Here is a 26,421-nt window from a genome sequence, read left to right as displayed (position 1 = left end):
ACGCCGTAGCGTGTTTTTTTTATAGGGTTTAAATAAAAATTTAATCACGAAACGCTGAATCAGTTCTTTAGAAGTCGTATCGGAAACCCAGTGAAAGCGCTGTGGCATTTTCACCCATCGCTGCTAGCACAGGAGAGGCTGCATTGGCGTTGGCGCGACCCTCTCGCCAAGGTGCAAGGTTGGCATTTTCGTCATTCAAGACGGTTGCGACATTACCATATACCCGAAATTGTGGGTCAAGTTTATGTTCCAAGCCCAAAGCAATCATGCTTGAGTTGCTGTCCTCGGCATCGACATCTCGGTAAAAGTATTCACCACGTAGCAAGGTTTTTGGGGTGAATTTATATTCACCGGCTAAACCAAAAATCTGAGCATCAGCATTGCTTGCGGTGTTTTCATCATATTGAGAATACTGGTATAAAGCACCAAGATTTAGTGCATCAGTGATTTTATAAGCGCCTGCCACACGGTAAGAATCACGGGCGGTGGTCGGTGAAGAATTTGATGCATTTTCTTCAAATTTTTGATAGGCCGCTGCCAAATCATAACGGTCTTTTTTATAGGTAATGGCTGCATCATAGGCTTTGGTGTCACTGACTTCATCACCATTGGGTTGTTGAGCCACTTGCACGCCATTTTGCATTGAGATGCCGGCTAAAACATTAAAGCCACCGCCAAATTTTGGTGATTTATATTCCACCGTATTGTCGTTACGTTCATCAAATCTTAAACTGCCTGCACGGGTCAAGTTACGCATGTCACCGACCATATCGCCAAAGAAATTGACCGGACTACGTGCAATTTTAAAGGGGCCATCAAAACGTCCGACACGCAGTTGACCATATTGCTCACTGCTGATCCCGGCAAAAGTATCACGTGTCGCAAAAGTATTGGCTTTGGCATCATTGGTGCCTGTGGCAAAATTAATTTCTTGTTCGATTTGTGCAAAAGCCGTCATGCCATTTTCAAGTTTGTGGTCGACTTTGAAACCAATGCGTGACGCATCTGAGGTGACTGTGAACACGTTATAGTCTTTGCCATCATCTAAATAGTCGAGCGAAATATTTGCGCGACCGTAAATTTTAACGTCTGCAGCATGGCTTAAGACCGATGTCATGCAAATTGCCCCAATGGTAAATACACAGACTGTTTTATTCATTTTTGCTCCAACAACGCCTTATATTTGGTTTTGACTCAATACCTTACACAGATTGTGAAGATATATTGGTTGGACTCAGTATTGGATATAGATAAGTCAGTTTAATGAAGCTTATCTTGCAAAATGATGAAGATTTGATTGAAGAAATATGACAAGGTCTAGGTCTGGATGTAGAAATGGACTTTATTAGAATCACAAAAGAGTGCAATGACTGAATGGGTTTAAAGAACCACTGTCAATAATGCTGATGAAAAGTTGCAGCGTATTTAGGCTCATTCAAGCACTAAAATATCAATGGGTTCATTAAAAATAGGGCATAAAAAATGAGGCACTGGGCCTCATTTCTTTACTTATTTTATATGCTTGAAATGACAATAAATGAATGACTATGATTTAAAGCGCCGCTTTAATTTTTTCCGCAAGTGCTTTAATTTTTTCTTGATCACCCATGGTTAAGGCGTGTTTGCCTAACTCATGTACAGAGCTTGGAATTAAATGAAAGTGAACATGCGGTACCGTTTGACCCGCTGAAGCACCCGACAATTGCATCAACACAATGCCTTTGGCATCCAAGGATTTTTCAATGGCTTTTGCCACTTTTTGTACAATTTGAATGGTATAGGCTGCAGCGTCAGGCGCCAAATCTAACAAGGTCACCGCAGGTGATTTCGGAATCACAAGGGTATGGCCATCAGCTTGAGGCATGATGTCCATAAAAGCCAAGACTTGATCATCTTCATAGACTTTAATTGCAGGAAGTTCACCACGTAAAATTCGTGCAAAAATGTTTTGATCATCGTAAGTCATTGTGTATTCCTTGATTCAGTTGAAAATTGAATTATTTACAATTCAATTCTTTCTGACGATCCTTGATGGCGTCAAGCTTTTGTTGTTCTCTTTCTGAGAATTTTGGCTTGGTGGTATTGCAATTGTCATTGCCAAACTTGGCTTTGGTTTCAGGGTCTTTAAAGCAGAAGCCTTTGGCTGCATAAATCACATTGTAATCATCCTGCAGTTTTTCGCATTCTTTCGCATTGTCAGCAAATGCGCTTGCCCCAAATGTCATTAAAATCGCAGACATGGTACCTAGAAATAATTTTTTCATGAGAGCCCTCAATGAGACATGTAATATTTTGTCTTACTTTTTATTATAGGGTCAGATTGAGGGATTTCAATGCTTAAAAATTATTCTAAGGTAATTTTACTCCATGATTCGTACATTTTTACTGCAGCAGAAAAGTCACTATCAGGCGCAGCAGTGTCATTCGCGGCTTGAATTAAGCTTTGGGTTAAGCCAATAATCGGGGCTGAAAGTTTTGCTTCACGCACCAGATCTACCGCAATACCAGTGTCTTTAGCGAGTAAAGGCAATGCAAAGGTCAAAGGGAAAGCACGATTCAGTACACGTTGTGGTAATACATTTTCAGTCACGCCACTTTTACCACTCGATTCATTGATACAATCTAGTGCTTCATGCAAATTCACACCATGCGCTTTTAAAGTGGTAAATCCTTCTGCCGCAGCACACAAATGTACCGCCATTAGCATATTATTCACCGCTTTTACCGCAAAACCTGCACCTGATTCACCGACATGCTTGATCAGTTTACCCATGGCTTGCATCGCAGGCAGCGCTTGTGCAAATACATCTGCATCACCACCGACCATAAAGGTCAGTGTGGCATTTTCAGCACCAATGGTTTGACCACTGACAGGCGCATCTAAAAATTGCACATTGTGCTGTTGAAGCTTGCTCGATAAAGCGCGAGCTGCTTCAGGCACACCACTGGTACAGTCGATCCAAATCGCGCCGGATTTAATCTGCACTTGATCGATTAATGCATCAACGTCTTGACTGGTGGGTAAGCATGAAAAAATCAGATCGGCTTGTACGGCTTGGCTCAATTCAACCGCTTGGGTGCCATACTCAGTTGCATGTTGTTTGGCTTTTTCAAAATTTCGATTCCATACCCAAACGGTCTCAAAATGTTTGGGTAAATGCGCTGCCATGCGGTAACCCATTGCGCCTAATCCAATGAATGCAACTGTCGTCATGTCTGTCTCTTTTATGTCATGTTTAATGTGAAGCGATGTTGAATAGATTGAACCTCGACCTCATCTGTTAAGCATTTTTTTGCGTTTTGCTTGCTGAAATAGAGGTCGATCTGTCCGCCAACCATGTGGACAATTGAGGCCAAAATTCATCGGCACTTCTTTGGCTCGACATCAGTCCCAAGTGTCCTCCGGGAATCAGAGTAAACGTGACATCTCCACTATTTGTCAATCCAGTCAATGGTCGTACAGCATCCGCTGTGACCATTTGATCGCTGCGACCCGCGCCAACAAAGAGCGAGCAATCTATATGTTTTAATTCGATTTTCTTATCGCCTAATTGTATATAGCCTTGATTGAGTGGATTTCTGAGCCAAACATTGAACAGCATGTCCTGATTGATGCCTGCTGGGTAGTCAATCATGTGATTGAGGAAATGACCTAAGGTGGCATGTTCATGCAATAATTTAGTGTCATCTAAATTGGAGAGCAATTGCTTTTGACCCTCGTACCAACCTTTCGGGTCTAAAATTTTAAAGCCAATCGCATTGAGCACTCCCGGCGTATGCAGGAGACGTTTTGGAATACCGCCGTGATACAGGCGATGTTGCAGGGCATATTTGCCATCTAAAAATTGGTTAATTTTTTGGTAAAGTTTACCAATTGCACCGGATGCAAAACTGTCAATTGGCGTACCTAACACGATCAAGTTTTTTACATAATTCGGTTGCTGAAGTGCGGTATATAAGGTCACAAAAACCCCGGCCATACTCCAACCATGCAATGAAATTTGATCTGATTTTGAATGTGCACGAATTTGAGCAATACACTCAGGGATCGCATCATCAATAAAACTTAAAAAATTAAGATCACGGTCTTGATAACTAAAACGACCCCAATCCAACAAATACACATCAAAGCCTTGTTCAACAAAATATTTAATTAAAGATCGATATGGATAGAGGTCATAAATATCCATTTTGATCGCCAACGGGGCAACAAAGACCAAGGGCTCAGCATATTTTTTATTGGGAGAGGCATAATAACGAATCTTTGATTTTTTATATTCACCAATCACCTCATAGGGCATGGCCTGAGATAAGACCAGTGATTTACCGTAAAAAACACGCTTGCCCAAATTTTTAAATTTAGTTTGTTGATCTTTCAAGTGCTTTTTTAAATGTTGCATGAGGAGTGAATATCTCAGAATCATATGATTTGTTCGAAGTGTATACGATAATTGCTTATTTTGCCTTGACCTTAAATGCTTGAAACGCTCAAAATGTTGGCAATTATTCACAAAGGCAGTCGATGGACTGAGTAATGACAATGAGCCAGCAAGACGACATCGAATATCACTTAGATACTTTAGCCATCCGTACCGGTCACAATCGCACAGCCGAAGGCGAACACAGCGAACCGATTTTTTTAACCTCATCTTTCGTATGTGAAAATGCAGCAGATGCCGCAGCCAAATTCTCAGGTGAAATCGAAGGCAATACCTATTCACGTTATACCAATCCAACGGTACAAGCCTTTGAAAAGCGTTTGGCCGTTTTAGATGGTGCCGAAGCTGCGGTTGCAACCAGTTCAGGTATGGCCGGTGTACATGCGATTACCTTGGCGTATTTAAAGTCGGGTGATCATGTGGTTTGCTCGCGCGCAGTGTTTGGTTCGATTCTGTCTTTATTTGAAAAATATGTGATCAAATTTGGCGTAGAGGTGACCTTTGTCGATTTGGGCGATTTAGACGCTTGGAAGCAAGCGATTCGTCCAAACACACGCTTACTGTTTATTGAAACGCCATCCAACCCATTGGCTCAAGTGGGTGACATGCAAGCCATTGCCGACATTGCCCATGCACATGGGGCATTGTTTGCAGTCGACAATACTTTCTGTACACCGATATTGCAGCGCCCGTTAAAATTTGGTGCGGATCTGGTGATTTATTCATCCACCAAATACATTGATGGTCAAGGCCGTGCTTTAGGTGGTGCTGTGGTTGGTAGTGCAAAACTGATGGAAGAGATTACCGGTGTGATTCGTACACTGGGTAATTCACTCAGTCCATTTAATGCCTGGATTTTCTTAAAAGGTTTGGAAACATTAAGTTTGCGTATGAAGGCACATTGTGCCAGCGCGCAAAAACTTGCTGAATGGTTAGATGCACATCCGAATGTAGAAAAAGTCTATTATGCCGGTTTACCACAGCACCCAGGTCATGCGCTTGCCAAGAAACAGCAGTCCGGTTTTGGTGGCGTGGTGTCCTTTGTGGTGAAAGGTGAGCGTCAAGGCGCTTGGACGGTGATTGACAACACTAAATTCTTGTCCATCACCAGTAATTTAGGGGATGTAAAATCCACCATTACCCATCCAGCGACCACATCGCATGGCAGAATGTCGGCTGAAGCCAAACAAGCTGCTGGAATTAGTGAAGGTTTAATCCGTGTCTCTGTTGGTTTAGAAGATATTGATGATATCATTCGTGATATTCAACGTGGTTTAGATTTGCTTTAACAACAGATCGTTTTAGAACCGATTATTCCCTGATTTAAAATTGAAATTTATGTTCGGAGATCTTTATGAACATTAATATGTTGATGCAACAAGCACAGCGCATGCAAAAAGACATGGAAGTGAATGTCAAGAAAGCCAAAGAAGAGCTTGCCAATACTGAAGTTCATGCAGAAGCGGGCGGTGGTTTGGTGAAAGTGACCATGACCTGTCGTAATGTGGTAAAACGCATCGAAATCAACCCTGAACTACTTCAAGATGATCCAGACATGATCGAAGACTTGATCGCTGCTGCAATGAATGATGCAGCACGTCAAGCAGAAGTGATCTCTGAAGAAAAAATGAAGTCTGCCAATGCAGGCATGGGCTTGCCACCTGGTTTAGCAGGTATGTTCTAAGGAAGATCATCAATGTTTAGCGATCGTTTTGATCAGCTGGTTCAGGCATTGAGAATCCTACCTAGCGTTGGGCCGAAATCGGCTCAGCGTATGGCATTGCACCTGATTATGAAAAATAAGCAAGGCGCAGTAGGTTTAGCACATGCACTTAATGAAGCAACCTCATATATTCATGAGTGCTCGATCTGTCACTCATTGACTGAGGATGAAGTATGTCATATCTGCTTGTCCAATGAACGCGATGACAGTTTATTGTGTGTGGTTGAATCACCTGCAGATGTGATGGCAATTGAACAAAGTGGCAGTTTCCGTGGCAAGTATCATGTGTTGGGTGGACATTTATCACCCCTCGATGGGATTGGTCCTGAAGAAGTCGGGATTCCCTTTCTGATTCAACGCTTGTCCGCAGGGCATGTGCAGGAAGTGGTGTTGGCCACCAATGCCACGGTGGAAGGTCAAGCGACTGCACACTACTTGGTTGAGGCGACACGGCATTTGCCGATTCGGATGACCCGCATTGCTCAAGGCGTTCCACAAGGGGGCGAATTGGAGTATGTCGACAGCCATACTTTAAGCCAAGCGCTTCATAATCGTATGCAAATGAAATAAGCACTCAATGTGCTTATTTTTTTATCTATAAATTACAAATCTTTACGGTAATGCATTTCAGATATGTAACATTATTTCAATCGGAGTAAATCAACAATAATCGATTTATTGAATAAAAATGCACTCGAATGTGTGGTTTTAACTGATTCATTTAAACTATAGATCATATGAATTGAACTGGTTAAAAAACAGATAGTTGAGGAGGATGTGGCTTAAAGTATTATATTTAAAATGGATAATTAGGTTAGAATTATCAGCTATTAAGATCTAAAACTTTAAATCATACATATTATGTTCCAATTTATTAGTCAACAAAGCGAACTTGAGAATGTGCTGAACCTGATGGATCAGACGACCATCTATGGTTTAGATACCGAGTTTATTAAAGTTGATACTTTTTGGCCGAAGCTAGGCGTTTTACAAATTAATATCAAAGGTCAAATTTTTCTGCTCGATGGCACCACATTAGATCTTTCTCAATTTTGGCTAAAAATTTTTAATGCCAATCAAAATGTATTTCATGCCTGTGGTGAAGACATTGATCTCATTTATCATTATGCAGATCAATTACCGCTGAATAATGTCTTTGATACGCAAGTGGCCTTGTCTTTCTTAGGACATGGCTTACAAGTCAGTTATCAAAATGCCCTGAAAAATATTTTAAATATTGATATTGATAAAGATCAGACCCGTTCAGATTGGTTGGCACGTCCTTTAAGCATTGAACAGAAAAATTATGCGGCCAATGATGTACTGTACATTATGCAATTGGCAGATAAACTGAAATGTGAACTGCATACCAAAGGCATGTATGAAGCGGTTTTAGAAGATTGTCGCAATCTCACCCTCGAGATTGCCACCGAAACGCCCAAACAAAAGCTCTACACCGATGTGGGCAACTATCGTCATTCGCGCCGTCAGTTGATGCAGTTGCAATTACTCAGTGTATGGCGAGAAGAAATGGTCAAAGCGCTGAATCAACCGCGCAGCTTTATTTTAAAAAATGCCACCATGATTGATTTGGTCGAGCAAAATCCGAAGAATAACTTCCAATTGGCTCAGATTAAGCAAATCCGTCCCAACGTGATCCGTGAACACGGTAAAACCATTTTAGACATTATTAAAATGTTACCGCCGGCAGAAGAATGGCCACTCCGCATTGCGCGTCCAATACGTCATTCATCGAAAGGGGTCACCCAAGATGTCGATGATTTAATCACGCAAATAGCCACTGAAATCGATATACCTAAAGAAGTGTTGATGCGTAAGAAGTGGCTGAGTGCTTTGTATCAGCATGTGGTTTTTCATGGTGATGAACAAGATTTACCGAGTTATTTGTTGGGCTGGCGTTATGAAGTGCTCACCCGTCCTTTAATTGAGTTGTTAAATAAAGACGCCGCGTATTTAACTGCACAAATGAAAGTGGATGATTAATGGTCAGGATTGTTTAGTGAGCCTGCGTTTAAATCGCACTTTTATAGCATCAATTGATCAAAGAATTAACAACTAAGGTGTTTAGATTCTATTCACGACTGCTGCGTTAACAAAGCTTAATGTTTCCAACATTATTTTGTTGTATGCTTTGCATTGTGTTTTATGGGTGTTGTATAAAAATGTTGTGTGAAATCTACAAATCAAGCAAAAAAGATGAAATGTATCTTTACGTTGCAAGTGTAAATGGTTCAGATGAGCAAGAGCAAGCTGATCCATTGGCGGTGTTGTCAGATGCGCTGAAAACAGCATTTGGTCGTGCTACGTTTGTGATGAAACTTGAATTGCATGCAGAAAAAAAGTTAGCCCGTGCTAATGTCTTACATGTGATGGATTCCATTCAAACCAAAGGCTATTATATTCAATTGCCACCAGAAGGCTTAATCAACCCAAATGCGGTAGAACCAGAAGGATTGCGCGGTGCGTGAAGATCAATCAGGAATATGGACCAACGTCTTATCAGTACTCGATTCAATCCCTGAAGACAGTATTGCCATTACAGTTTATGTTCTTGGCACATTGATCATTTTGTGGTGCTGGTATGCGATTGCAAAACGCATGCCTTCGCCACTCGGTGGCATCACGTGGGTGGTGATTTTTGCCATTTTAGCCACACCGACCATTTCCGAAGGTCCAAATTCAGGGATTGCACCTGCGGCCTTTGGTTTTCTGTTTGGTGTATTGACCAAGGATTCACCTTTAATTTGGTCTAATCTTTCTCTGATTGCATTTGTCATGGCGGTGGGATTAATCGCAGGCTATTTTTGGTCGAAATATCGTGCCAATAAAGCTGCTACACAGGCTTCTAAAACAGTAAAAATTTCTTCTCCACTTTAATTGTTATTTAATAAAAATAAGGTCAAACATGACAGCGGACGCTCAACAATTCTCAGGTACTGATCAGTACATCGCTACGGATAGTTTAAAACTTGCTGTGAAAGCAGCGCGTGCATTACAAAAACCACTGTTGGTTAAAGGTGAACCAGGTACAGGTAAAACTTTATTGGCTGAACAGGTGGCTGAAAGTTTAGGTTTAAAACTGATTACTTGGCACATCAAATCGACCACCAAAGCGCAACAAGGCTTATACGAATATGATGCGGTGTCTCGTCTACGGGATAGCCAATTGGGCGATCAACGGGTTTATGACATCAATAACTACATTAAACCGGGCAAATTGTGGGATGCTTTTACCAGCGAAGAACGCTGTGTACTGTTAATTGATGAAATTGATAAAGCAGACATTGAGTTCCCGAATGATTTGTTGCATGAACTCGATAAAATGTCGTTCTTTGTCTATGAAACAGGGGAAACCATTACCGCGACACAGCGTCCGATCGTGATTATCACCTCAAATAATGAAAAAGAATTGCCAGATGCATTCTTACGTCGCTGCTTCTTTCATTATATTGAATTTCCTGATGAAGCGACCATGCGTGAAATTATTGCGGTGCATTTCCCGCGTATATCGAGCACTTTGGTCAGTGAAGCACTACAGGTATTTTTTAAACTTCGCCAAATTCCAGGTTTAAAAAAACCACCTTCAACCTCTGAATTGATTGATTGGTTAAGCTTACTCATGGCAGATGATATGCCTGAAGATGTGCTACGCAATCATGATCGTTCTAAAGCCATACCACCGCTGTATGGTGCACTGATTAAAAACGAACAAGATGTACAACTGCTTGAGCGTCTCGCGTTTATGACACGTCGTTAATGGGGTGAATGCTGATGTTCGTAAGATTATTTTATACCTTGCGAAAATACGGGATTCCCGTTTCGACGCGTGAACTCATCGATCTCAATCAAGCCATTAGTGCCGGTTTAGTCTTTGCTGATCAAGATGATTTTTATCAGCTTGTAAAAACGGTCATGGTCAAAGATGAACGCTTCTTTGATAAATATGATCGTGCTATGAAAGACTACTTTGAGGGGATTCATACCTTTGATGTCGAAGATCTGTTGAGTAAAGTAGGTCAACTGCCGAAAGAATGGTTTGATCTAGAGCTTTTAGAGAAACATCTTACCCCTGAACAACGAGAAGCCTTACAGAAAGCGGGTTCGCTTGAAGAATTGATGAAAATGTTGGAAGAGCGTTTGCGCGAACAACATAAAAAGCATCAAGGGGGCAATCGTATGATTGGTACCGGTGGAACTTCACCTTTTGGTGCTTTTGGTGATCATCCTGAAGGGGTGCGGATTGGTGGGCCGGGACGTAAACGATCAGCAGTAAAGGTTTGGGAACAACGCAAATATCAAAATTTGGATGATGAGCAGATTTTAGGGACACGCCAAATGCAAATGGCGCTACGTCGTTTGCGTAAGTTTGCACGTCAAGGAGCAGAAGAAGAACTTGATATCAATCAAACCATTCGAGAAACGGCTAAACAAGGCATTTTAGATGTACAGATGGTGCCTGAACGTCGTAACCGCATTAAAGTCCTGATGCTCTTTGATGTCGGTGGCTCAATGGATGCGCATATTGCGCAATGTGAAAAACTGTTTAGTGCCGCCAAAACCGAATTTAAAACCCTTGAATATTTCTATTTTCATAACTGCCTTTACGACTATGTTTGGAAAGACAATTACCGCCGTAATTCAACCCGTATGAATACGCAAGATTTATTCAATACCTATGCTAAAGACTATCGTGTAATTGTGGTTGGCGATGCCAGTATGGCACCGTATGAGCTTCGTTCAGCAGGCGGTTCGGTTGAGTATATGAATGAAGAAGCGGGTGAAGTCTGGTTACGTCGTCTACGCAGTCATTATGAAAAAACCGCTTGGCTCAATCCTGAAACTGAAAACTATTGGCATTACACCCAAACCATTGGTTTGATCAAACAAATTTTTGATGATCATATGTACCCAATGAGTTTGAAAGGCATTGAAGAGATGACCAAATATTTATCTCGCTAAAAATGGCTTAATGTTCGATTCAAGCATGAATCATTTGTAATATGCTGATGGTTAAACACGTTCATGGATTGGTATTACTCAAGAACATTGTTCAATAAAATCGAGGGGGAAAAGATATGGATCATCAAATCAATGGAATTGCATTACCCAATGAAGCGGGTTTCTTTGGTGTCTACGGTGGTCAGTTTATTCCACCTGATTTAAAACAAGCCATGGATGATATCAATCTTGCGTATGAAGAAATTCGTCATACGAAAGAATTTCAGGATGAGCTGAAAGACCTCTTTGCGCATTATGTCGGACGTCCAAGTCCTTTATTTCATGCCAAACGACTTTCAGAGCAGTTGGGTGGCGCGCAAATTTACTTAAAACGTGAAGATTTAAACCATACCGGTGCACACAAAATCAACCATTGCTTGGGTGAAGCATTGCTTGCCAAATATATGGGTAAAACCAAAGTCATTGCGGAAACCGGTGCAGGTCAGCACGGAGTCGCTTTGGCAACTGCATGTGCTTTGGTGGGCATTCCATGTGAAATTCACATGGGACAAGTGGATATTGAAAAAGAACATCCTAATGTCGTGAAAATGAAAATTTTGGGTGCAACCCTGATTTCCGTGACGCGTGGTACTGCGACCTTAAAAGATGCGGTGGATAGCGCTTTTGAGGAATATTTAAAAGACCCGAAAAACTTTATTTATGCGATTGGTTCTGTGGTTGGCCCACATCCATTTCCAAAAATGGTACGTGACTTCCAAGCCATTATTGGTGATGAAATTAAAGTACAAAGCCAAGACCGTTTTAATGCCTACCCTGACTATATTGTGGCGTGTGTAGGCGGGGGTTCAAACGCAATGGGTGCTTTCACTGCATTTTTAAATGACCCTGAAGTAAAGTTAGTGGGTGTAGAGCCTGCAGGTCATGGTTTAGACACCACACAACATTCTGCAACGTTGACGTTGGGCAAACCAAGTCAAATTCATGGTATGGCGTGCTATGTGCTTGAAGATGAGAATGGTGAGCCATTACCGGTGCATTCGATTGCATCGGGTCTGGACTATCCAGGCGTGGGGCCGCAGCACAGTTTCTTAAAAGATTTAGGCCGTGTGCAGTACAGTACTGCCACAGACCAAGAGTGTTTAGATGCTTTCATGACGCTGTCACGCGTTGAAGGGATTGTGCCGGCATTGGAGAGTTCACACGCAGTGGCATGGGCGATTCGTGAAGCGCCACAAATGTCAAAAGACACCAAAATTGTGGTCAATCTTTCCGGTCGTGGCGATAAAGACTCAGATTATGTGGCTGAAAAACTCGGACTGAATTGATTTTAAAGTTTGATTCAGCTAAAAAACCTCTCGATTGAGAGGTTTTTATGCGTTATGAGTATGCTTTTCGATGGAAGCTGGGTGTACTAGCTTGAGATATATTGTTGTAGCTGCTCGATCAGCACTTTCTGATCTTGCATAGTGGCTTTGACCAAATCTCCAATCGAGACTATGCCAATCAATTGTTCATTTTCAACGACAGGCAAATGACGAATATGGCGTTCGGTCATCAGGCTTAAACAGTCATCTACACTATGGCTACGACTGATCGAAATCACGTTGGAAGTCATAATGTCGGATACTAAAGTTTGATCTGATTTACGGTGCATTAACGCCACTTTGCGGGTGTAATCCCGTTCGGAAAGAATGCCGACGACTTTTTCTGACTCAACCACCACAATCGCACCGATACTGTTAGAGGACATTAGGCGAATGGCTTCAAGGACAGTTGCGCTTGGAGGTATGGTTGATGTTTCAACGTTGTTTTTATTTTGAAGCACTTGTGCAACGGTAGTCATGTATGTACCTCGCTTGGCATTGTTCTATTTATTTAACTATTTTAATAAACCAAATTATCTGTGATTGCAATGACTTTCATGGTTTCAACACAGTACGCTCGAGTTCAAACAGATCATGCATGACGCTATAGTGATAATGTCGATCTGCATACCCTAAACGCAGTTAAGCAACTGCCAAGTTTAAATCAGCATCATTAAAGAAAAACAAACGCATCTGTGCAGTAGACAGTTTGAAACGGCGTGATTTATGGTTAAACAAGGTCGGTGAAACATGCAAACGGGTCAATGTCGGCATGAGTGATTGTTCAAAGTCTTTGGGTGTAATTTTTTTTGGCACATAGTTTGGCCAATGGATTTTGGCGTAATGAATGGCTTGTAAAGAACTGAGCCAAAACGGGAAGATATAATCATTTTTTTCGGCTTTAATCGCCCAGCCTTGATGTTCAGGATGATAAAGGCCCCAAAGTACCCCGCAATACATCATGGTTTTTAGAATTGAAATTTTTAACATTGAATCTTTTGCTGAAGGGTGCAACTTAATATATTTTTTCATGACGATGGAACATTGATCACTAAAAATTTAGTGTTTTTATTATAAATTGATTATGTGAAAGTTCAGTTGCGGCTTTGATCTGAATCGTAAGAATTTATGAATTTTTATCAATATGTTTAAGAAATTTAGGGTTTAAAAAACGCCACCGAAGTGACGTTTTATGCTTGCATGGTGGCCATCTGTTGCCAATACTGCGCCTTGAGCGAGTCTCGTTCAACACGGAAACCTTGAAGGTATAATTCAGCCAAGAACATTGCTGCTTTACCATGACCAGCGCGTGCTGCTTGTTCAAGTTCAGACACCGCATCTGAAAAATTCATTTCAAATTGAATGGTGTTTACAGCGTTCGAGTATAAATGCTCGAGTTCTTGTTGAGAGATTTGATTAATCATATAAAACTCCTTATTTTCTAATTATGATATGTACAACAATTACAGATGAAGATGACCCAAGAGGTCAAAAATCAAGATAACATCGTATTGTTAAACTAATATTACAAATTATTTAACTTGTCAACTAAATATAATTGTTTTATTCATATTATGATTGCTTAAATGTTTAAACTTTAAGCATAATAGCGGTATATTAAGTCATCTAATAAAATTTTAAAAGGAGAAGAAGATGTCAAATACAATTGATGGATTTAATTTTGATGTTCCTCCAGTTGAGTCTCAAGTGGTTGCATTGGCACAATTTCATAGAAAACAGCTAGATGAAGCAATTTTTCGTCAAGATATTCGGCTCGGTGATTATTGCTTGGCACAGCGCAAACGCGTCTATGACTTCGTCAACACTTTAGATCCTGCGCAAAAAGCAGCGTTTTATCGTTACTATGATGGCGAGCTACGCCGTATTGCAGATGATGATGATCTGCATCCTCCACATGCTGAGGCAGGGGTTAGCGTTTTTGTGATTATTTTAGCCTTAGCACTGATTGCCTTTATTTTGTACTTTACAGTGATTCGTGGCATGATTTCCTAAGCATACAATCCATTTATTCAAATCTATTTTTGTTTAGAAAGCTTTCGAAATAGAGTGCTTTGGACAATTATAGAGAACGTGATGAAATGCGCTCAGCAAAGTATTTTCAATGCCTTGTTGAGCGATACACTGTATTTTTTACGCAAGCCCGATTAAACTACCTGCAATTAGAGGTAGTACATGCTCATTTCCAAAGATCAATTTTTAAAATTTAAATCGCAATTTCAAATCGAGTCTCTCTTTAATGCCATTTTAGGTGGAATTATTGCGTTCATTTTAATGACTGCAATTTATGCCTTAATCCGTCCAGTCAATAATGAACAATTCAACCAAGTGGTGCAATTGTCCAAACAGCAGTCTTTTGCCGAAACCCAAGAGATGGCACGCGAACTTTTAATTCAAGAAAAAATGAGTAACTTTGAGTTTTATCGTTTAATGCATGCACATCACTTTGAATCTTCGCGTATTAATCAATATCCAGCAATGGCGATAGAAGACGAATAGAATCAGCTCTGTTATTTAGACCTAGACGCTATCACAATACCTTATGTCTGATGCCCTTATTGGGTTGCTAATGTAGTTTTAGTTGGTGTCTTGGCATCAGTGGAATGAACATTCTGCTCCACTTCAATCCCGATATTGCGGTTTAAGCTGTTCTTAAGGGCTTTCATATCAAGCGATTGTGCCACCACCACGACAGTCAACTTATCTGCATGTAAGTGTTGGTGTATTGCTTTTTGTACGTCTTTCACAGTGAGGGCGTTGATTTGCTTTTGGTATTGATTCAAATAATCGGTGGGTAGACCGTAAAAACCAATTGAAGCAATTTGTGCATTAATGTTGGCATTGCTGCTAAAACTCATCGGATAGGCGCGTAACAAACCTTCTTTGGTTTCTTCGAGTTGGGTTTTGGTTAAAGGCTGTTGAATAAAATTGATCAGAGTTTGATGCGCAACTTGAATGCTGTCCATCAGTTGATCTTGTTGGGTGGAGTAGGTCAGTGAAAACACCCCGGGAGCTTCAGTACTGGTTAAATTGCTCGATGCGCTGTAGGTGTAGCCGCGTTTTATTCGAAGTTCTTTCGAGAGTAATGAGCTGAAACTTCCACCACCAAAAATTCGATTGGCGACCTCGAGTGCTGCCCGATTAGGATCGGCATGACGTATGCCCAAATGCCCCATAGTAATATATGCCTGACTTGAATGATGTGGGATAAATTGAAGATTAAAATCTTGGTGTTCAATCGCTTCAGGAATGGCGGCTGCTGGCTCGCCTTGCGGTAAGTTTTGTGTAATTTTATTGGCCAATGCTGTGGCTTGGGGTGCGGTTAAATCGCCGGTAATGGCAATATTAGAATTCTGCGCCACTAACAATCGATCTCTAAAGGTTTTAAGCCTTTCAGGCGTGATTTTTTTGACACTGCCTTGCGTACCCACACTGGGTTCAGCATAAGGATGCTGACCATATAGGCTCCGATAAAATTTGATTCCCATCAGCCGACTTGGATTTTCCTGAACTTGTTTTTGTCCAATTTTGGTGTTGTTTAAGACTAAATTCAGCCCTGAAGCATTAAAGTTGGCATGATTAATCAAATGCAACATTAAATCTAAAGCCGACTCTAACTTTTTCGGATCCGACAGTACCCTTAACCGCACAATAAACATGTCCCGATAGGCATTGACATTGAATTGTGCGCCTAAAGCATCAAAGGCGTGAGCAAGCTGTTTAGCGCTGTATTGATCGGTCCCTTCGGGCATAAGTTTTGCTGCCATGTTGGCCACACCAAATAGGCCTTTTTCAATGCTTTCATCATGTGCAGAACCGGCATGAAAGGTCAGTTGAATGTCGACAATGGGTAAGGCTTGAGTCGCTACAAATAAGCTACGGACCTGTTGTGCATTGGGGAGTTCTTGGACAAAGGGTGCGGAATTTAAAGATTTTTTTTCAAGATGCTTTAGGCTTTGCAACACAGCAATCGATTTTAAGCCACGGGTGGATAGACTTGAGTCTTCATTTTCATTAATCAATTGTTCAACATCGGCAAAGCTACTTAATGGAAATAATAGGTATAAACATAAACTGAAGACTGGATGAACAACACATCTTAAACGCCAAGCTGATTTTTTTTGAAGGTATTGCGGCTCTGCAGATGGAATGTTTGCCTGTAAATCTTTCGATTGTGTATTTATTTTTTTCAAATTCAACATCAATATTTTGTTCCTTTATTTTTGTTGTTGTTCAGGCATAAGATGCAAAACACTTAAATTGTCTCGGACAAAAAATACATTGGCAATCCGTTGAATGTCTGCTGAAGTCACTGTCTCATAATGCTTGGGCAATTGATCGAGAAAACGATAGTCCAATCCATTGACTTCAAGTTGTCCAATCATCCGAGCTTGTCCAGCAATATCATCTTGGCTATAGACCAAATGCGACACGAAATTGGCTTTGACTGCGTCTAATTCATTTTGGTTGACCAATTCAGTTTTAAATAAATCCATTTGAGCTTGAATGGCGGTTTGCGCTTGATTGAGGCTGACTCCATCAGCAGGTAGGGCTGAAATAATAAACAGACTGTCACCACGGTTATAAGGATCATAGCTGACATCAATCGACGTTAAAATTTTACGATCTCGAACCAAGCGATCTTGTAAACGGGATGAAATTCCGCCGTCCAAAAGGGTTTGAATAATGGTGAGGGCATAGGCGTCTTGCGGGTTTTTGGCAGTTTTTAAGGATTTGACATTCCATGCCATATAGAGATTGGGCACTTGTACCGGCAGATTCATCTCCAATTGGCGAAAGCCTAAACGGTCAAATTCTAAAACATCATTACGATCAGGCGTATTTTGCTTCGGGATTTGACCAAAGTACTTTTCAACCAGTTGAATGGTCGCTTCGGGATTGACATCGCCAACAATCACCAAAGTGGCATTATTCGGGGTGTACCAGGTTTGATACCAGTGTTGTAAGTCTTTGAGTTGAATGTTATTTAAATTTTTCATTAAACCGATGGTGGGTTGGCGATAATGACTGGTGGGGTAAGCAATCCATTTAAAACGTTCAAAAGCCAAATTACGCGGATTGTCATCGGTCCGTTGCCGTCTTTCTTCCATTACTACCTTAATTTCAGGTTCAAAGTCTTGCTGGCGTAACACCAGATTGCGCATACGATCGGCTTCTAGCTCTAAAGCCAGTGGAAAGTATTTTTTGGGATAAAGTTGAAAATAGTTGGTGTAATTGGTCGAAGTAAAGGCATTGATACTGCCGCCATAAATCCGACTTAAGCGGGTAAATTCATCATCAGGAACTTTTTTGGTGCCCTTGAACATCATGTGTTCAAGTACATGCGAAATGCCGAGCAGATTACCAGATTCGTCGCTACTGCCCACCGCATACCAAATTTGGCTCAGTACAATCGGCGCGCGATGATCTTCTCGAATAATCACTTTGAGTCCATTGCTCAAGGTTGTATCAATGGTGTTACGACTAGCATTGACAGATTCAGCAGCTTGAATTTGTGTGCAGTGAAAGAGACCCGCTAAGCTCAGACTGATTGCGCAGAAGCGTGAGCTAAAACCTGATAGATGTGACCTATATGCCCAAATAGAAGATTTGAAACCAATCACATGACATCCGAATGTGTTTATTATCTATGCTATTTTTCAAAATAATGCATTTGATTGCAAGTTCAGCGTGTTGCATTTTGGTTTAGCGCTTTAAAAGTCGCGCTAGGACATGAAATATCAAGAATCTATGCTAAACTTATTTCTTTTAATCGCTATGCTTTTCAAGGAATCGGCATGCAAGAACAGCAAAATAAATTCTTGATTGATGCGGATATCGGTGATGACGATGTCACTTTACCGAGTTTGCCCGCGGTTGATGTGCCTATTATTGAAAATAATAAAGTAAGCGCTGCAGTACACGCACCGCAAACGCCTGTGGCGAATAGTATTGAGTCTGAAACTGAAGAAGAACAGCCAAAAAAAGGCGGTTTCTTTAGCCGTATGAAAGAGGGCTTAAGCAAGTCTCGTAAAAACTTTGCCGATGGTATGGTCAATATTTTGATCGGTGGCAAGGAGATTGACGATGAATTGCTTGAAGAAGTGGAAGAGCAATTGTTGGTTGCCGATATTGGTGTTGAAGCGACCAAAACCATTATTACCAATTTAACCGAACGTACGGCGCGTGGTGATTTGATTTACTCACACTCACTGTATAAAGCGCTTCAGGAAGAATTGGTGGCATTGCTTGCACCGCGTGTGAAACCTTTACACATTGACCCGGCTAAAAGTCCGTATGTAATTTTGGTGGTTGGGGTGAATGGTGTAGGTAAAACCACCACGATTGGTAAATTGGCAAAACGCTTGCAAGGTGAAGGCAAGAAGGTGATGTTGGCAGCGGGCGATACTTTCCGTGCCGCAGCGACTGAACAACTGCAAATTTGGGGTGAGCGCAATAATATTGCCGTGGTTGCGCAAGGTCATGGGGCTGACAGTGCTTCTGTGATTTTTGATGCTTTCGAAAGTGCGCGTGCCAAAGGCATTGATGTCCTGATTGCAGATACCGCAGGTCGTTTGCATAACAAAGGTCACTTGATGCAAGAGCTGACCAAAGTTAAACGTGTGATGCAAAAAATTGATGCGACTGCGCCACATGAAGTGATGTTGGTGGTGGATGCAGGTACCGGTCAAAACGCGATTAATCAGGTTGAAATGTTTGATGAAGCGGTGGGTTTAACCGGTTTAACCATTACCAAACTCGATGGTACTGCCAAAGGTGGGGTATTGTTCAATATCGCGAGTCGTACTCATGTACCGATTCGATTTATTGGCGTCGGCGAGAAAATTGATGACCTACGTCCATTCTCTGCAAAATCATTTGTTGCAGCACTGTTTGAGACTGATAAATAATTTTTGATCAGTTTAAAATTCAATATTTAAATGTGAAAATTGAACTTGAATTTAGAAAAACCCTACTTAATGTAGGGTTTTTCTGCTTTTAGCGCTTCAACTGCTTTATAACTGTGCAATTTAAGCTCCAGAAAAGTGCGAAATATGCCATAAGTCTTTAAAATAGAATCATTAAATTTTAATAATGCAGATTTTCTTGGGGAAGATGTCATGGCTTTATTGTCACGCTTGGGGCAGGTATTAAAAACCGATTTATCGCGCGATTCACGTCAGAAAAATCGGAGTAATGAAGAGGCAGATAAAGATTTACTGCACTATATGAAACAGCGCCGCACCATCAAAAGCTTGGGTAAAAAGGTGTTGTATAGTTCAGATTCTTTAAGCGATTTGATCAAAGAAGCGGTACATTGCTGTCCATCTGCACTGAACTCTCAAAGTGTGCGGGTGATTATTTTGACCGATAAAGCGCATTTTAAATTTTGGGACATGGTCAAAAGTGTTCAAGCGAAAAACTTACCTGAACACATTGTTGAAAGTGCGCATATGAAAATTGATCAGTGTATGAAAGCCTATGGCACGGTGTTGTTTTTTGAAGATTTGGAAGTGGTGCGTCAACTGCAAAAACTTAAACCGCTACAAGCGGCAGAATTTACGGTTTGGTCTGAACAAACTTCAGGTATGGCACAATTTGCAGTGTGGACTGCATTGTCGAGTGCAGGTTTAGGGGCAGCTTTGCATCATTATAATCCTGCAATTGACCTTGAAACGACAGCGATGTTTGACTTGCCTGCAAGCTGGCATATGAAAGCACAATTGGTGTTTGGTTCAATTCAAAAGTCGGCGGCAGAAAAATTTGTTGAAGATGATGAAACATTGTTCCGTGTTTATCATGATATTTAACAGGGTATTGAAAGCTTAGATTTAAGTCATCAACAAAATCCGAAGGCCATCTTCGGATTTTTTATCTTCATCCATTATTTCTAAGCAATGAATGCGTAGTGCGGTAGTTGGCTTAGCAGCTTGTGTTCCAAATTTAGAACACATTGTTATATAGATCAGGCTGACGGATTGAAAATTTGTTTATATGATGGATTCATCTTAATAAGACCTCTATCGCAAAATAAGGATTTAAACATGTCATTTTTAGATCAAATTAAACAACGTCGTACCATTTATGCCATTGGTAAAAATGTCACTTTAGACAACGTTAAAATTGAAAGCATCATCAAAGAAGCAGTAAAGCACAGTCCATCGTCTTTTAACTCACAAACTTCACGTGTGGTGACTTTGTTTGGTCAATCGCATGAACAGTTCTGGACAATTGTCCTTGAAACCTTGCGTAAAATTGTGCCTGCCGATGCATTCCAAGGGACAAGTGACAAGATCAACAGTTTTAAAGCAGGCTATGCGACCGTATTGTTCTATGAAGATCAAGATGTGGTCAAAGCATTACAAGAGCAGTTTGCACTGTATGCAGATAACTTCCCAGTATGGTCTGAACATTCGACTGCAATCGCACAATTTGCGGTATGGACAGCATTGGCTGAACAGAATATTGGTGCATCACTACAACATTACAATCCAATTGTAGATGAAGAAGTGGCACAAACGTTTGATATTCCTGCAAGTTGGAAACTTCGTGCCCAATTGGTATTGGGTTCAATTGAAGCTCCTGCAGGTGATAAAACCTTTATTGATGATGCGACTCGTTTTAAAACCTTTAACTAAGTTTCAATCCATGTCTTGATGTGAAAAGGATGCTTCGGCATCCTTTTTTGTGTCAATTTGGGATGTGCGCTGAGCATTGTCATATAAATGCAATAAGTGATCGGCATATTCACTACAACATTCTTATAAAATTACGATGACGCATGTTGAACCCACTATCCATTGTTGGATTAAAATCCAAGCAATTTTTTTTCAAATCAGACTTTAAACCTAAAAATATCCAGTTTCGTCATCACGCATTAAAAGTAGCATTGATCTGTATAAGTGGTTTATTCAGTGCCAGCGTATGGTCAGCAAGTACTTTGCACAGTCCTGAAAATATTGTGGTGCTGTCGATTAACCAACACGCAGTCAAAAGTGGTTTTTTGAAGAATGCGAAAGAATATCAAATTGAGTCAGGCCCTGCTGAATTGACGGTACGCTATCAACAGTATTTTGATCATGGTAATTCGCAACATGACATTTTAAAGTCCGATGACATATTGATTCAAATTCCCAAGCTACAAGATCAACAGCGTTACCGATTGGGGTTAGTGCAAGCGCCTGAAGACTTTGATGCAGCCAAGAAATATGTTGAGCAACCTGTCATCGCTTTATATGACCAAAATCATCAACAGGTTGCAATTCAACAACGCAATATGCAACGTTCAAAATCTTTATTGAGTGGTTTGCTTGGTCAGCTTCAAACAGATGTATATGCTCCTGCCACTGTAAATCAATCGACATCCAAGCAGTCAGTTCCTAGCCCAACAGCATCTAATCTATCAGTGATTCACTCGCCTTTAACCAACGCTGACAATAATAAAATGCAAGTGTCCAAAGATCAGCAAATGATTGAACTGTGGCAAAAGGCGTCAAAACCTGAGCGACAAAAATTTATATCTTGGTTAAGCGATCATGAGTGACTGATATAGCTAAAAATATTCATCAAAACTTGAATCAATCTGTGCTAAAACAGTGAAGATGATATGGATGTAGATGGATGGTATGCAAACGCTTAAGTTTAGATTGGCTGAAAACAAGGACATTGCACCCTTATTGAAAATGATTAATGCCGCATATCGACAGCAACATGATCAAAGTTGGACCAGTGAAGCGGGTATTATTTCGGGGGATCGTATTAATCAAGCGCAACTTGAGGCCTTGTTACAGCGTCAACATAGCCCTAGTCATGACGCGCAATTGTTGATTGCTGAACTGAACACCCAATCACATGAAGAAATCGTGGGCTGTATTGCATTGAGCTACTCGAAATTCGATGCTGAAATTGGCACTTATTGTATTGCGCCGGCTTGGCAAGCCTCAGGGTTTGGTCAACAAGTCTTACAAGCAGCAGAATTATATGCGATTAAGCATGAACCGAAATTGAAAACTTTCACCATGTGGGTTTTGGATGTGCGTGAAGAGTTGATTGCTTATTATGAACGCCGTGGCTATGTGGTGACCGGTGTAGTGGAAGACTATCCAGCGGATGCGGATGTCGGTGAACCGCTGGTTGAACTGAAAATGATTCAAATGCAAAAGCAAGTCGGGACTTAATTTTTATTGTTTATATTCATACGATTCGTTGATTTAACTGAAAACCAAAAAAGAATCTGTGCTTTATTCTTCAATCTTGCTAAAAAAAGCCCTCAATTGAGGGCTTTTTTTAATCGTGCCGATTGTTTGAGCCTATGCAAATCAACTATTTAAACAGCCACGTGTAATAGCCAAAGATCATTAATGGCCACGCCACATAAGGGTTAAATAAATATTTCCATAGCCAAAACTTGGCAACAAAGCCCACACCGTGAATAAATCCACCTGAAATGCCGATCATAATGAACATCATGGCGCGGTGGCTATACTCTCCATTGGCATCGAGCATCATGCTTGGATGAATCAACAAAACCGCTGCAAGTGGCAATGCCATGAGGAAAGAAATAAGCATGGCAAAACGGTTTGGCTGACTCTTTTCTTGTGTCATTGCAACTTCTGTCATGGCTTATTCCTCATCCAAATCTTGATATTGTTCTAAATAAATGGCACTGAGTACACCTGCAAAGCAAGCCATCAAAACACCCAGGATCCATGCGAAATACCACATTTTTATTCTCCGAATCGGTTGGATTAATACAAGCTGTGCGAGTTGTCTTGCACATGTTTGTTGGTAATGACGCCCCACATTTTGTAGTAGCACCAAGTGGTGTAGCACAAAATAAGTGGAACAAAGATACACGCCGCAACGGTCATCACGCTAAGCGTCATTTTGCTGGATACCGCATCCCACATGGTTAAGCTGACATTTGGGTTCAAGCTTGAAGGCATCAGGAATGGGAATAGGGCAAAACCTGCTGTTAAAATCGAACCTGTTACCGCCAATGATGTACCTGTAAAAGTTATACCGGCTTTGGCTTTAGCTGCGCCGATCACAATAATCAATCCACCAATAATTGCCATAATGGGTGCAACCATGGTGATTGGATAGATTGAATAGTTATTCATCCAACCATGATTGTTATTGGTGATTACTTCTTTCGCCAAAGGATTGGCTGCTGCATTGGTGTCAAATGGTTGGGCTAATGTATAACCTTCAATATTGCCGAAGTATAACCAAGCCCCTGCACCTAAGAAGCACACTAAGAATAGGATGCCCATCAGTTTCGTTGCGTTTGCAGAACGAGCACGTAAGTCGCCGTCAGTACGCAGCATCAACCATGCACCCCCATGTGCACACAGCATCGATAAACTTACCAGACCACAGACCAATGCAAATGGATTGAGTAAGGCAAAGAAGCTACCTGTGTAGGTTGAGCGTACGGTTTCGTCTAAGGTGAACGGGACACCCAAGAACATATTGCCAAACGCGACACCGAACACGAGTGCAGGCACGGCACCCCCAACGGCTAAGCCCCAATCCCATGCATTCCGCCATTGGTTATTTTCAAGTTTAGAGCGATAGTCGAAGCCCACAGGGCGTAAGAACAGAGCAAATAGTACCAACAGCAGTGCCCAGTACATGCCAGAGAAGGCAGTGGCGTATACCATTGGCCATGCCGCAAATAAAGCTCCACCTGCGGTAATAAACCAAACTTGGTTACCATCCCAATGCGGGGCAATGGTATTGATGGCTGCACGACGTTCTTCATCTTTTTTACCAACAAAGGGCATGATCGCCATGGAGCCCATGTCGAAACCATCGGTCAACGCAAAGCCGATCAAGAGTATGCCAACAAGCACCCACCAAATGATTTTCAATAATTCATATTCGATCATGATTGAGCCTCCTGCGCAGCTTGTTTCGCTTCAAGTTTCTCGAAATGGTATTTACCGGTATGCAATGAACTTGGTCCAAGACGTGAGAAGCGAATCATTAGGTACATTTCAATAATCAGTAAGACGGTATAGAACGCTGCCAAAGCAATGATGGATCCCCAGACATCACCTGTGCTTAAGCTAGATGCAGAAAGGTGAGTAGGTAAAACTTCACCAATGGTCCAAGGTTGACGACCACCCTCAGCCACATACCAACCGGTTTGTGCTGCAATCCATGGCAATGGAAGAGAGTACAACGCAAATTTAAGTAACCATGGTTTTTCTTCGGCATTGCGTTTTGCCACCGCAAAGGTCGCCAAAATAAACAACAGCAACATAAGGAAACCAGATGCAACCATGGCACGGAATGAAAAGAACAATGCAGTCACATTCGGAATGGTGTCTTTGGTTGCGGCTTGAATTTGTTGTTCTGTTGCGTCAACCACATCAGGCGTGTATTTCTTCAGGAGTAAGCCATAACCTAAGTCTTTTTGAGTTTGATCAAACGCGGCTTTCAGTTCAGGAGAGGTATCGCCGGCACGTAAACGTTCAAGTTGTGCATAAGCCACCATACCGTTACGGATGCGTTGTTCATGCTGAACCATCAGGTCTTTAATGCCCATCACTTCTTTATCAAGAGAACGTGTTGCAATGATGCCCATCACATATGGAATTTTGATGGCATAATCCGTGCGTTGTTCTTCTTGATTTGGAATACCAAACAAAGTGAATGGCGCAGGCGCAGGGTGGGTATCCCATTCTGCTTCAATCGCTGCAAGTTTAGTTTTTTGAACATCGCCTAATTCATAACCCGATTCATCACCCAATAAAATCACTGAAAGTGTAGATGCGAGTCCGAAAATAGCCGCAATGGCGAATGAACGACGTGCAAAGGGCACATCACGTTTTTTCAGTAAGTAAAAACTTGAGATAGCCAACACGAAAATCGCACCAGTGACATAACCTGCGGACACTGTATGGACAAATTTCACCTGTGCCACAGGGTTAAAAATCAGCGCACCAAAGTCCACCAATTCCATACGCATAGTTTCATAGTTAAATGCCGCACCAACAGGATTTTGCATCCAACCATTCGCCACCAAAATCCACAGCGCTGACATATTTGAGCCAATGGCCACCAGCCAAGTCACGGCCAAATGTTGCACTTTAGACAAGCGATCCCAGCCAAAGAAAAATAGGCCAATGAAAGTCGATTCGAGGAAGAACGCCATCAAGCCTTCAATGGCCAATGGTGCCCCGAAAATGTCTCCCACATAGTGCGAGTAGTAGGCCCAGTTAGTACCAAACTGAAACTCCATGGTCAGACCTGTGGTCACACCTAAGGCAAAGTTAATCCCGAAAAGCTTGCCCCAAAATTTGGTCATGTCACGATAAATTTCTTTGCCGGTAATCACATAGGTGGTTTCCATAATGGCAAGAATAAAGGCAAGACCAATGGTCAGTGGTACAAAAATAAAGTGATACATTGCGGTCATTGCAAATTGGAACCGCGAAAGATCGACCACGCTTTCAGAAATCATCAACGTGTCTCCTTGATTGAGGAAGAACTGCCAGCAATACGCTCGGCAACTTGGTTATCAAAATTTTTGGGAATCGTCGGTGCATCAAACCAAATATTTTTAATCGTCAGCAAAAGAATGACTTTAATAATCAGAATAAAAGTAATTTCTTTGATCAGATTTTTGTTTGAATCTTTGGTATTTAAGCTCATAGAAAAAGCCTATATTTGTTGTTACGGGTATATTATTAAACAAATTGAAACATAAAATAAATAGATCAAAAAATATAAATATTATTAATTTTTTAATTATATATAAAACATCAACTTAAAAAATAAATTAAACAAAAAATATTCTAATTTAATGAGTATTTAATTCCGACTAATTTGGTTGATTTTAATAAAATAATACTGATTAAAATGCTAGGGTTTAATTTTTTAATAA

The 26,421-nt window shown here is 41.1% G+C and carries 31 protein-coding genes; 16 read left to right on the top strand and 15 right to left on the bottom strand.

Annotated elements, in window-relative coordinates:
* Positions 1-67: 67 nt before the first annotated feature.
* The 5 genes from G8D99_RS08945 to G8D99_RS08925 form a co-directional block, all read right to left on the bottom strand.
* On the bottom strand, positions 68-1,159 hold the full coding sequence (locus G8D99_RS08945; RefSeq protein ID WP_166324713.1) for a porin: 1,092 nt from the start codon (positions 1,157-1,159) through the stop codon (positions 68-70).
* 393 nt (positions 1,160-1,552) lie between these two features.
* Positions 1,553-1,966, bottom strand: coding sequence for an HIT family protein (locus G8D99_RS08940; protein WP_166324710.1), 414 nt, complete (start codon positions 1,964-1,966; stop codon positions 1,553-1,555).
* Between the two features lie 31 nt (positions 1,967-1,997).
* On the bottom strand, positions 1,998-2,264 hold the full coding sequence (locus G8D99_RS08935) for a YARHG domain-containing protein (RefSeq protein WP_166324707.1): 267 nt from the start codon (positions 2,262-2,264) through the stop codon (positions 1,998-2,000).
* A gap of 80 nt (positions 2,265-2,344) precedes the next feature.
* On the bottom strand, positions 2,345-3,229 hold the full coding sequence (locus G8D99_RS08930) for an NAD(P)-dependent oxidoreductase (protein ID WP_227554401.1): 885 nt from the start codon (positions 3,227-3,229) through the stop codon (positions 2,345-2,347).
* 52 nt (positions 3,230-3,281) lie between these two features.
* Complete coding sequence (locus G8D99_RS08925; RefSeq protein WP_166324701.1) at positions 3,282-4,400, bottom strand: alpha/beta fold hydrolase; 1,119 nt, start codon at positions 4,398-4,400, stop codon at positions 3,282-3,284.
* A 140-nt stretch (positions 4,401-4,540) separates the two neighbouring features.
* Here G8D99_RS08925 and G8D99_RS08920 point away from each other — a divergent pair, with 140 nt between their 5' ends.
* The 9 genes from G8D99_RS08920 (at position 4,541) to trpB (ending at position 12,467) form a co-directional block, all read left to right on the top strand.
* Entirely contained in the window at positions 4,541-5,728 is a 1,188-nt protein-coding gene (locus tag G8D99_RS08920; RefSeq protein ID WP_166327657.1) for an O-succinylhomoserine sulfhydrylase, read from the top strand.
* Positions 5,729-5,793: 65 nt separating this feature from the next.
* Entirely contained in the window at positions 5,794-6,123 is a 330-nt protein-coding gene (locus tag G8D99_RS08915) for a YbaB/EbfC family nucleoid-associated protein (RefSeq protein WP_166324698.1), read from the top strand.
* Between the two features lie 12 nt (positions 6,124-6,135).
* Positions 6,136-6,732: a recombination mediator RecR gene (gene recR, locus G8D99_RS08910; RefSeq protein ID WP_166324695.1), complete on the top strand. Its 597-nt coding sequence runs from the start codon at positions 6,136-6,138 to the stop codon at positions 6,730-6,732.
* Between the two features lie 291 nt (positions 6,733-7,023).
* Complete coding sequence (locus tag G8D99_RS08905) at positions 7,024-8,166, top strand: ribonuclease D (RefSeq protein ID WP_166324692.1); 1,143 nt, start codon at positions 7,024-7,026, stop codon at positions 8,164-8,166.
* A gap of 179 nt (positions 8,167-8,345) precedes the next feature.
* Positions 8,346-8,651: a YcgL domain-containing protein gene (locus G8D99_RS08900; RefSeq protein ID WP_166324689.1), complete on the top strand. Its 306-nt coding sequence runs from the start codon at positions 8,346-8,348 to the stop codon at positions 8,649-8,651.
* Positions 8,644-9,060 (top strand): hypothetical protein, encoded by a 417-nt coding sequence (locus G8D99_RS08895; RefSeq protein WP_166324686.1) that lies wholly within the window; start codon positions 8,644-8,646, stop codon positions 9,058-9,060. Before G8D99_RS08900 ends, G8D99_RS08895 begins: the two co-directional genes overlap by 8 nt.
* A 28-nt stretch (positions 9,061-9,088) precedes the next feature.
* Complete coding sequence (locus G8D99_RS08890) at positions 9,089-9,940, top strand: AAA family ATPase (RefSeq protein WP_166324683.1); 852 nt, start codon at positions 9,089-9,091, stop codon at positions 9,938-9,940.
* A gap of 14 nt (positions 9,941-9,954) precedes the next feature.
* Positions 9,955-11,142, top strand: a complete 1,188-nt coding sequence (locus tag G8D99_RS08885) for a vWA domain-containing protein (protein WP_166324680.1) — start codon at positions 9,955-9,957, stop codon at positions 11,140-11,142.
* Positions 11,143-11,258: 116 nt separating this feature from the next.
* Positions 11,259-12,467, top strand: coding sequence for a tryptophan synthase subunit beta (trpB, locus tag G8D99_RS08880; protein WP_166324677.1), 1,209 nt, complete (start codon positions 11,259-11,261; stop codon positions 12,465-12,467).
* An 86-nt stretch (positions 12,468-12,553) separates the two neighbouring features.
* On the opposite strand, the gene G8D99_RS08875 is transcribed toward trpB, so the two are convergent.
* The 3 genes from G8D99_RS08875 to G8D99_RS08865 form a co-directional block, all read right to left on the bottom strand.
* Positions 12,554-12,985 carry a CBS domain-containing protein gene (locus G8D99_RS08875; RefSeq protein WP_166324674.1) on the bottom strand — a complete coding sequence of 144 codons (432 nt, stop codon included), beginning with the start codon at positions 12,983-12,985 and terminating at the stop codon, positions 12,554-12,556.
* A gap of 163 nt (positions 12,986-13,148) precedes the next feature.
* Entirely contained in the window at positions 13,149-13,538 is a 390-nt protein-coding gene (locus G8D99_RS08870; RefSeq protein ID WP_166324671.1) for a DUF2750 domain-containing protein, read from the bottom strand.
* 158 nt (positions 13,539-13,696) lie between these two features.
* Positions 13,697-13,930 carry an SEL1-like repeat protein gene (locus tag G8D99_RS08865; protein ID WP_166324668.1) on the bottom strand — a complete coding sequence of 78 codons (234 nt, stop codon included), beginning with the start codon at positions 13,928-13,930 and terminating at the stop codon, positions 13,697-13,699.
* Between the two features lie 229 nt (positions 13,931-14,159).
* Between G8D99_RS08865 and G8D99_RS08860 the strand changes: the two genes are divergently transcribed.
* Together G8D99_RS08860 and G8D99_RS08855 are read left to right on the top strand one after the other, a co-directional pair.
* Positions 14,160-14,519, top strand: coding sequence for a hypothetical protein (locus G8D99_RS08860; RefSeq protein ID WP_166324666.1), 360 nt, complete (start codon positions 14,160-14,162; stop codon positions 14,517-14,519).
* Between the two features lie 180 nt (positions 14,520-14,699).
* On the top strand, positions 14,700-15,023 hold the full coding sequence (locus G8D99_RS08855) for a hypothetical protein (RefSeq protein WP_166324663.1): 324 nt from the start codon (positions 14,700-14,702) through the stop codon (positions 15,021-15,023).
* Positions 15,024-15,079: 56 nt separating this feature from the next.
* On the opposite strand, the gene G8D99_RS08850 is transcribed toward G8D99_RS08855, so the two are convergent.
* Both G8D99_RS08850 and G8D99_RS08845 read right to left on the bottom strand, forming a co-directional pair.
* Positions 15,080-16,726 carry a M16 family metallopeptidase gene (locus G8D99_RS08850; protein ID WP_166324660.1) on the bottom strand — a complete coding sequence of 549 codons (1,647 nt, stop codon included), beginning with the start codon at positions 16,724-16,726 and terminating at the stop codon, positions 15,080-15,082.
* 15 nt (positions 16,727-16,741) lie between these two features.
* On the bottom strand, positions 16,742-18,037 hold the full coding sequence (locus tag G8D99_RS08845) for a M16 family metallopeptidase (RefSeq protein ID WP_406741518.1): 1,296 nt from the start codon (positions 18,035-18,037) through the stop codon (positions 16,742-16,744).
* A gap of 285 nt (positions 18,038-18,322) precedes the next feature.
* Here G8D99_RS08845 and ftsY point away from each other — a divergent pair, with 285 nt between their 5' ends.
* The 5 genes from ftsY to G8D99_RS08820 all read left to right on the top strand — a co-directional run bounded on the left by ftsY (position 18,323) and on the right by G8D99_RS08820 (position 22,702).
* Entirely contained in the window at positions 18,323-19,435 is a 1,113-nt protein-coding gene (ftsY, locus tag G8D99_RS08840; RefSeq protein ID WP_166324657.1) for a signal recognition particle-docking protein FtsY, read from the top strand.
* 210 nt (positions 19,436-19,645) lie between these two features.
* Positions 19,646-20,335, top strand: a complete 690-nt coding sequence (locus G8D99_RS08835; RefSeq protein WP_166324654.1) for a nitroreductase family protein — start codon at positions 19,646-19,648, stop codon at positions 20,333-20,335.
* Positions 20,336-20,569: 234 nt separating this feature from the next.
* Positions 20,570-21,163, top strand: coding sequence for a nitroreductase family protein (locus tag G8D99_RS08830; RefSeq protein WP_166324651.1), 594 nt, complete (start codon positions 20,570-20,572; stop codon positions 21,161-21,163).
* A 143-nt stretch (positions 21,164-21,306) separates the two neighbouring features.
* Complete coding sequence (locus G8D99_RS08825) at positions 21,307-22,068, top strand: DUF2057 family protein (protein ID WP_166324648.1); 762 nt, start codon at positions 21,307-21,309, stop codon at positions 22,066-22,068.
* A 73-nt stretch (positions 22,069-22,141) separates the two neighbouring features.
* Positions 22,142-22,702, top strand: coding sequence for a GNAT family N-acetyltransferase (locus G8D99_RS08820; RefSeq protein WP_166324646.1), 561 nt, complete (start codon positions 22,142-22,144; stop codon positions 22,700-22,702).
* Between the two features lie 145 nt (positions 22,703-22,847).
* Here G8D99_RS08820 and G8D99_RS08815 read toward each other — a convergent pair whose 3' ends face one another.
* Genes G8D99_RS08815 through cydP form a run of 5 tightly spaced genes read right to left on the bottom strand, consistent with a single transcriptional unit; the run spans position 22,848 to position 26,189 of the window.
* Positions 22,848-23,144, bottom strand: coding sequence for a cyd operon YbgE family protein (locus G8D99_RS08815; RefSeq protein WP_166324641.1), 297 nt, complete (start codon positions 23,142-23,144; stop codon positions 22,848-22,850).
* A 3-nt stretch (positions 23,145-23,147) separates the two neighbouring features.
* Positions 23,148-23,249 (bottom strand): cytochrome bd-I oxidase subunit CydX, encoded by a 102-nt coding sequence (gene cydX, locus G8D99_RS08810; RefSeq protein ID WP_166324638.1) that lies wholly within the window; start codon positions 23,247-23,249, stop codon positions 23,148-23,150.
* Between the two features lie 23 nt (positions 23,250-23,272).
* Entirely contained in the window at positions 23,273-24,418 is a 1,146-nt protein-coding gene (cydB, locus tag G8D99_RS08805; protein ID WP_166324635.1) for a cytochrome d ubiquinol oxidase subunit II, read from the bottom strand.
* Positions 24,415-25,998 (bottom strand): cytochrome ubiquinol oxidase subunit I, encoded by a 1,584-nt coding sequence (locus tag G8D99_RS08800; RefSeq protein ID WP_166324632.1) that lies wholly within the window; start codon positions 25,996-25,998, stop codon positions 24,415-24,417. The genes cydB and G8D99_RS08800 overlap by 4 nt, the downstream gene beginning before the upstream one ends.
* Positions 25,998-26,189, bottom strand: coding sequence for a cytochrome oxidase putative small subunit CydP (cydP, locus tag G8D99_RS08795; protein ID WP_166324629.1), 192 nt, complete (start codon positions 26,187-26,189; stop codon positions 25,998-26,000). The genes G8D99_RS08800 and cydP overlap by 1 nt, the downstream gene beginning before the upstream one ends.
* Between the last annotated feature and the right edge of the window lie 232 nt (positions 26,190-26,421).

The organism is Acinetobacter lanii (assembly GCF_011578285.1).
In the GTDB taxonomy this organism is placed as follows: domain Bacteria; phylum Pseudomonadota; class Gammaproteobacteria; order Pseudomonadales; family Moraxellaceae; genus Acinetobacter; species Acinetobacter lanii.
The sequence above is the reverse complement of the archived record's forward strand: the minus strand, read 5'-3'. Positions and strand labels throughout refer to the sequence as shown.

Coding starts and splice junctions, on each gene's coding strand:
- G8D99_RS08945 (WP_166324713.1), bottom strand. CDS start 1,159: ATGAATAAAACAGTCTGTGTATTTACCATTGGGGCAATTTGCATGACA.
- G8D99_RS08940 (WP_166324710.1), bottom strand. CDS start 1,966: ATGACTTACGATGATCAAAACATTTTTGCACGAATTTTACGTGGTGAA.
- G8D99_RS08935 (WP_166324707.1), bottom strand. CDS start 2,264: ATGAAAAAATTATTTCTAGGTACCATGTCTGCGATTTTAATGACATTT.
- G8D99_RS08925 (WP_166324701.1), bottom strand. CDS start 4,400: ATGCAACATTTAAAAAAGCACTTGAAAGATCAACAAACTAAATTTAAA.
- G8D99_RS08920 (WP_166327657.1), top strand. CDS start 4,541: ATGAGCCAGCAAGACGACATCGAATATCACTTAGATACTTTAGCCATC.
- G8D99_RS08915 (WP_166324698.1), top strand. CDS start 5,794: ATGAACATTAATATGTTGATGCAACAAGCACAGCGCATGCAAAAAGAC.
- recR (WP_166324695.1), top strand. CDS start 6,136: ATGTTTAGCGATCGTTTTGATCAGCTGGTTCAGGCATTGAGAATCCTA.
- G8D99_RS08905 (WP_166324692.1), top strand. CDS start 7,024: ATGTTCCAATTTATTAGTCAACAAAGCGAACTTGAGAATGTGCTGAAC.
- G8D99_RS08900 (WP_166324689.1), top strand. CDS start 8,346: ATGTTGTGTGAAATCTACAAATCAAGCAAAAAAGATGAAATGTATCTT.
- G8D99_RS08890 (WP_166324683.1), top strand. CDS start 9,089: ATGACAGCGGACGCTCAACAATTCTCAGGTACTGATCAGTACATCGCT.
- G8D99_RS08885 (WP_166324680.1), top strand. CDS start 9,955: ATGTTCGTAAGATTATTTTATACCTTGCGAAAATACGGGATTCCCGTT.
- trpB (WP_166324677.1), top strand. CDS start 11,259: ATGGATCATCAAATCAATGGAATTGCATTACCCAATGAAGCGGGTTTC.
- G8D99_RS08875 (WP_166324674.1), bottom strand. CDS start 12,985: ATGACTACCGTTGCACAAGTGCTTCAAAATAAAAACAACGTTGAAACA.
- G8D99_RS08870 (WP_166324671.1), bottom strand. CDS start 13,538: ATGAAAAAATATATTAAGTTGCACCCTTCAGCAAAAGATTCAATGTTA.
- G8D99_RS08865 (WP_166324668.1), bottom strand. CDS start 13,930: ATGATTAATCAAATCTCTCAACAAGAACTCGAGCATTTATACTCGAAC.
- G8D99_RS08860 (WP_166324666.1), top strand. CDS start 14,160: ATGTCAAATACAATTGATGGATTTAATTTTGATGTTCCTCCAGTTGAG.
- G8D99_RS08855 (WP_166324663.1), top strand. CDS start 14,700: ATGCTCATTTCCAAAGATCAATTTTTAAAATTTAAATCGCAATTTCAA.
- G8D99_RS08850 (WP_166324660.1), bottom strand. CDS start 16,726: ATGTTGAATTTGAAAAAAATAAATACACAATCGAAAGATTTACAGGCA.
- ftsY (WP_166324657.1), top strand. CDS start 18,323: ATGCAAGAACAGCAAAATAAATTCTTGATTGATGCGGATATCGGTGAT.
- G8D99_RS08835 (WP_166324654.1), top strand. CDS start 19,646: ATGGCTTTATTGTCACGCTTGGGGCAGGTATTAAAAACCGATTTATCG.
- G8D99_RS08830 (WP_166324651.1), top strand. CDS start 20,570: ATGTCATTTTTAGATCAAATTAAACAACGTCGTACCATTTATGCCATT.
- G8D99_RS08825 (WP_166324648.1), top strand. CDS start 21,307: ATGTTGAACCCACTATCCATTGTTGGATTAAAATCCAAGCAATTTTTT.
- G8D99_RS08820 (WP_166324646.1), top strand. CDS start 22,142: ATGGATGGTATGCAAACGCTTAAGTTTAGATTGGCTGAAAACAAGGAC.
- G8D99_RS08815 (WP_166324641.1), bottom strand. CDS start 23,144: ATGACAGAAGTTGCAATGACACAAGAAAAGAGTCAGCCAAACCGTTTT.
- cydX (WP_166324638.1), bottom strand. CDS start 23,249: ATGTGGTATTTCGCATGGATCCTGGGTGTTTTGATGGCTTGCTTTGCA.
- cydB (WP_166324635.1), bottom strand. CDS start 24,418: ATGATCGAATATGAATTATTGAAAATCATTTGGTGGGTGCTTGTTGGC.
- G8D99_RS08800 (WP_166324632.1), bottom strand. CDS start 25,998: ATGATTTCTGAAAGCGTGGTCGATCTTTCGCGGTTCCAATTTGCAATG.
- cydP (WP_166324629.1), bottom strand. CDS start 26,189: ATGAGCTTAAATACCAAAGATTCAAACAAAAATCTGATCAAAGAAATT.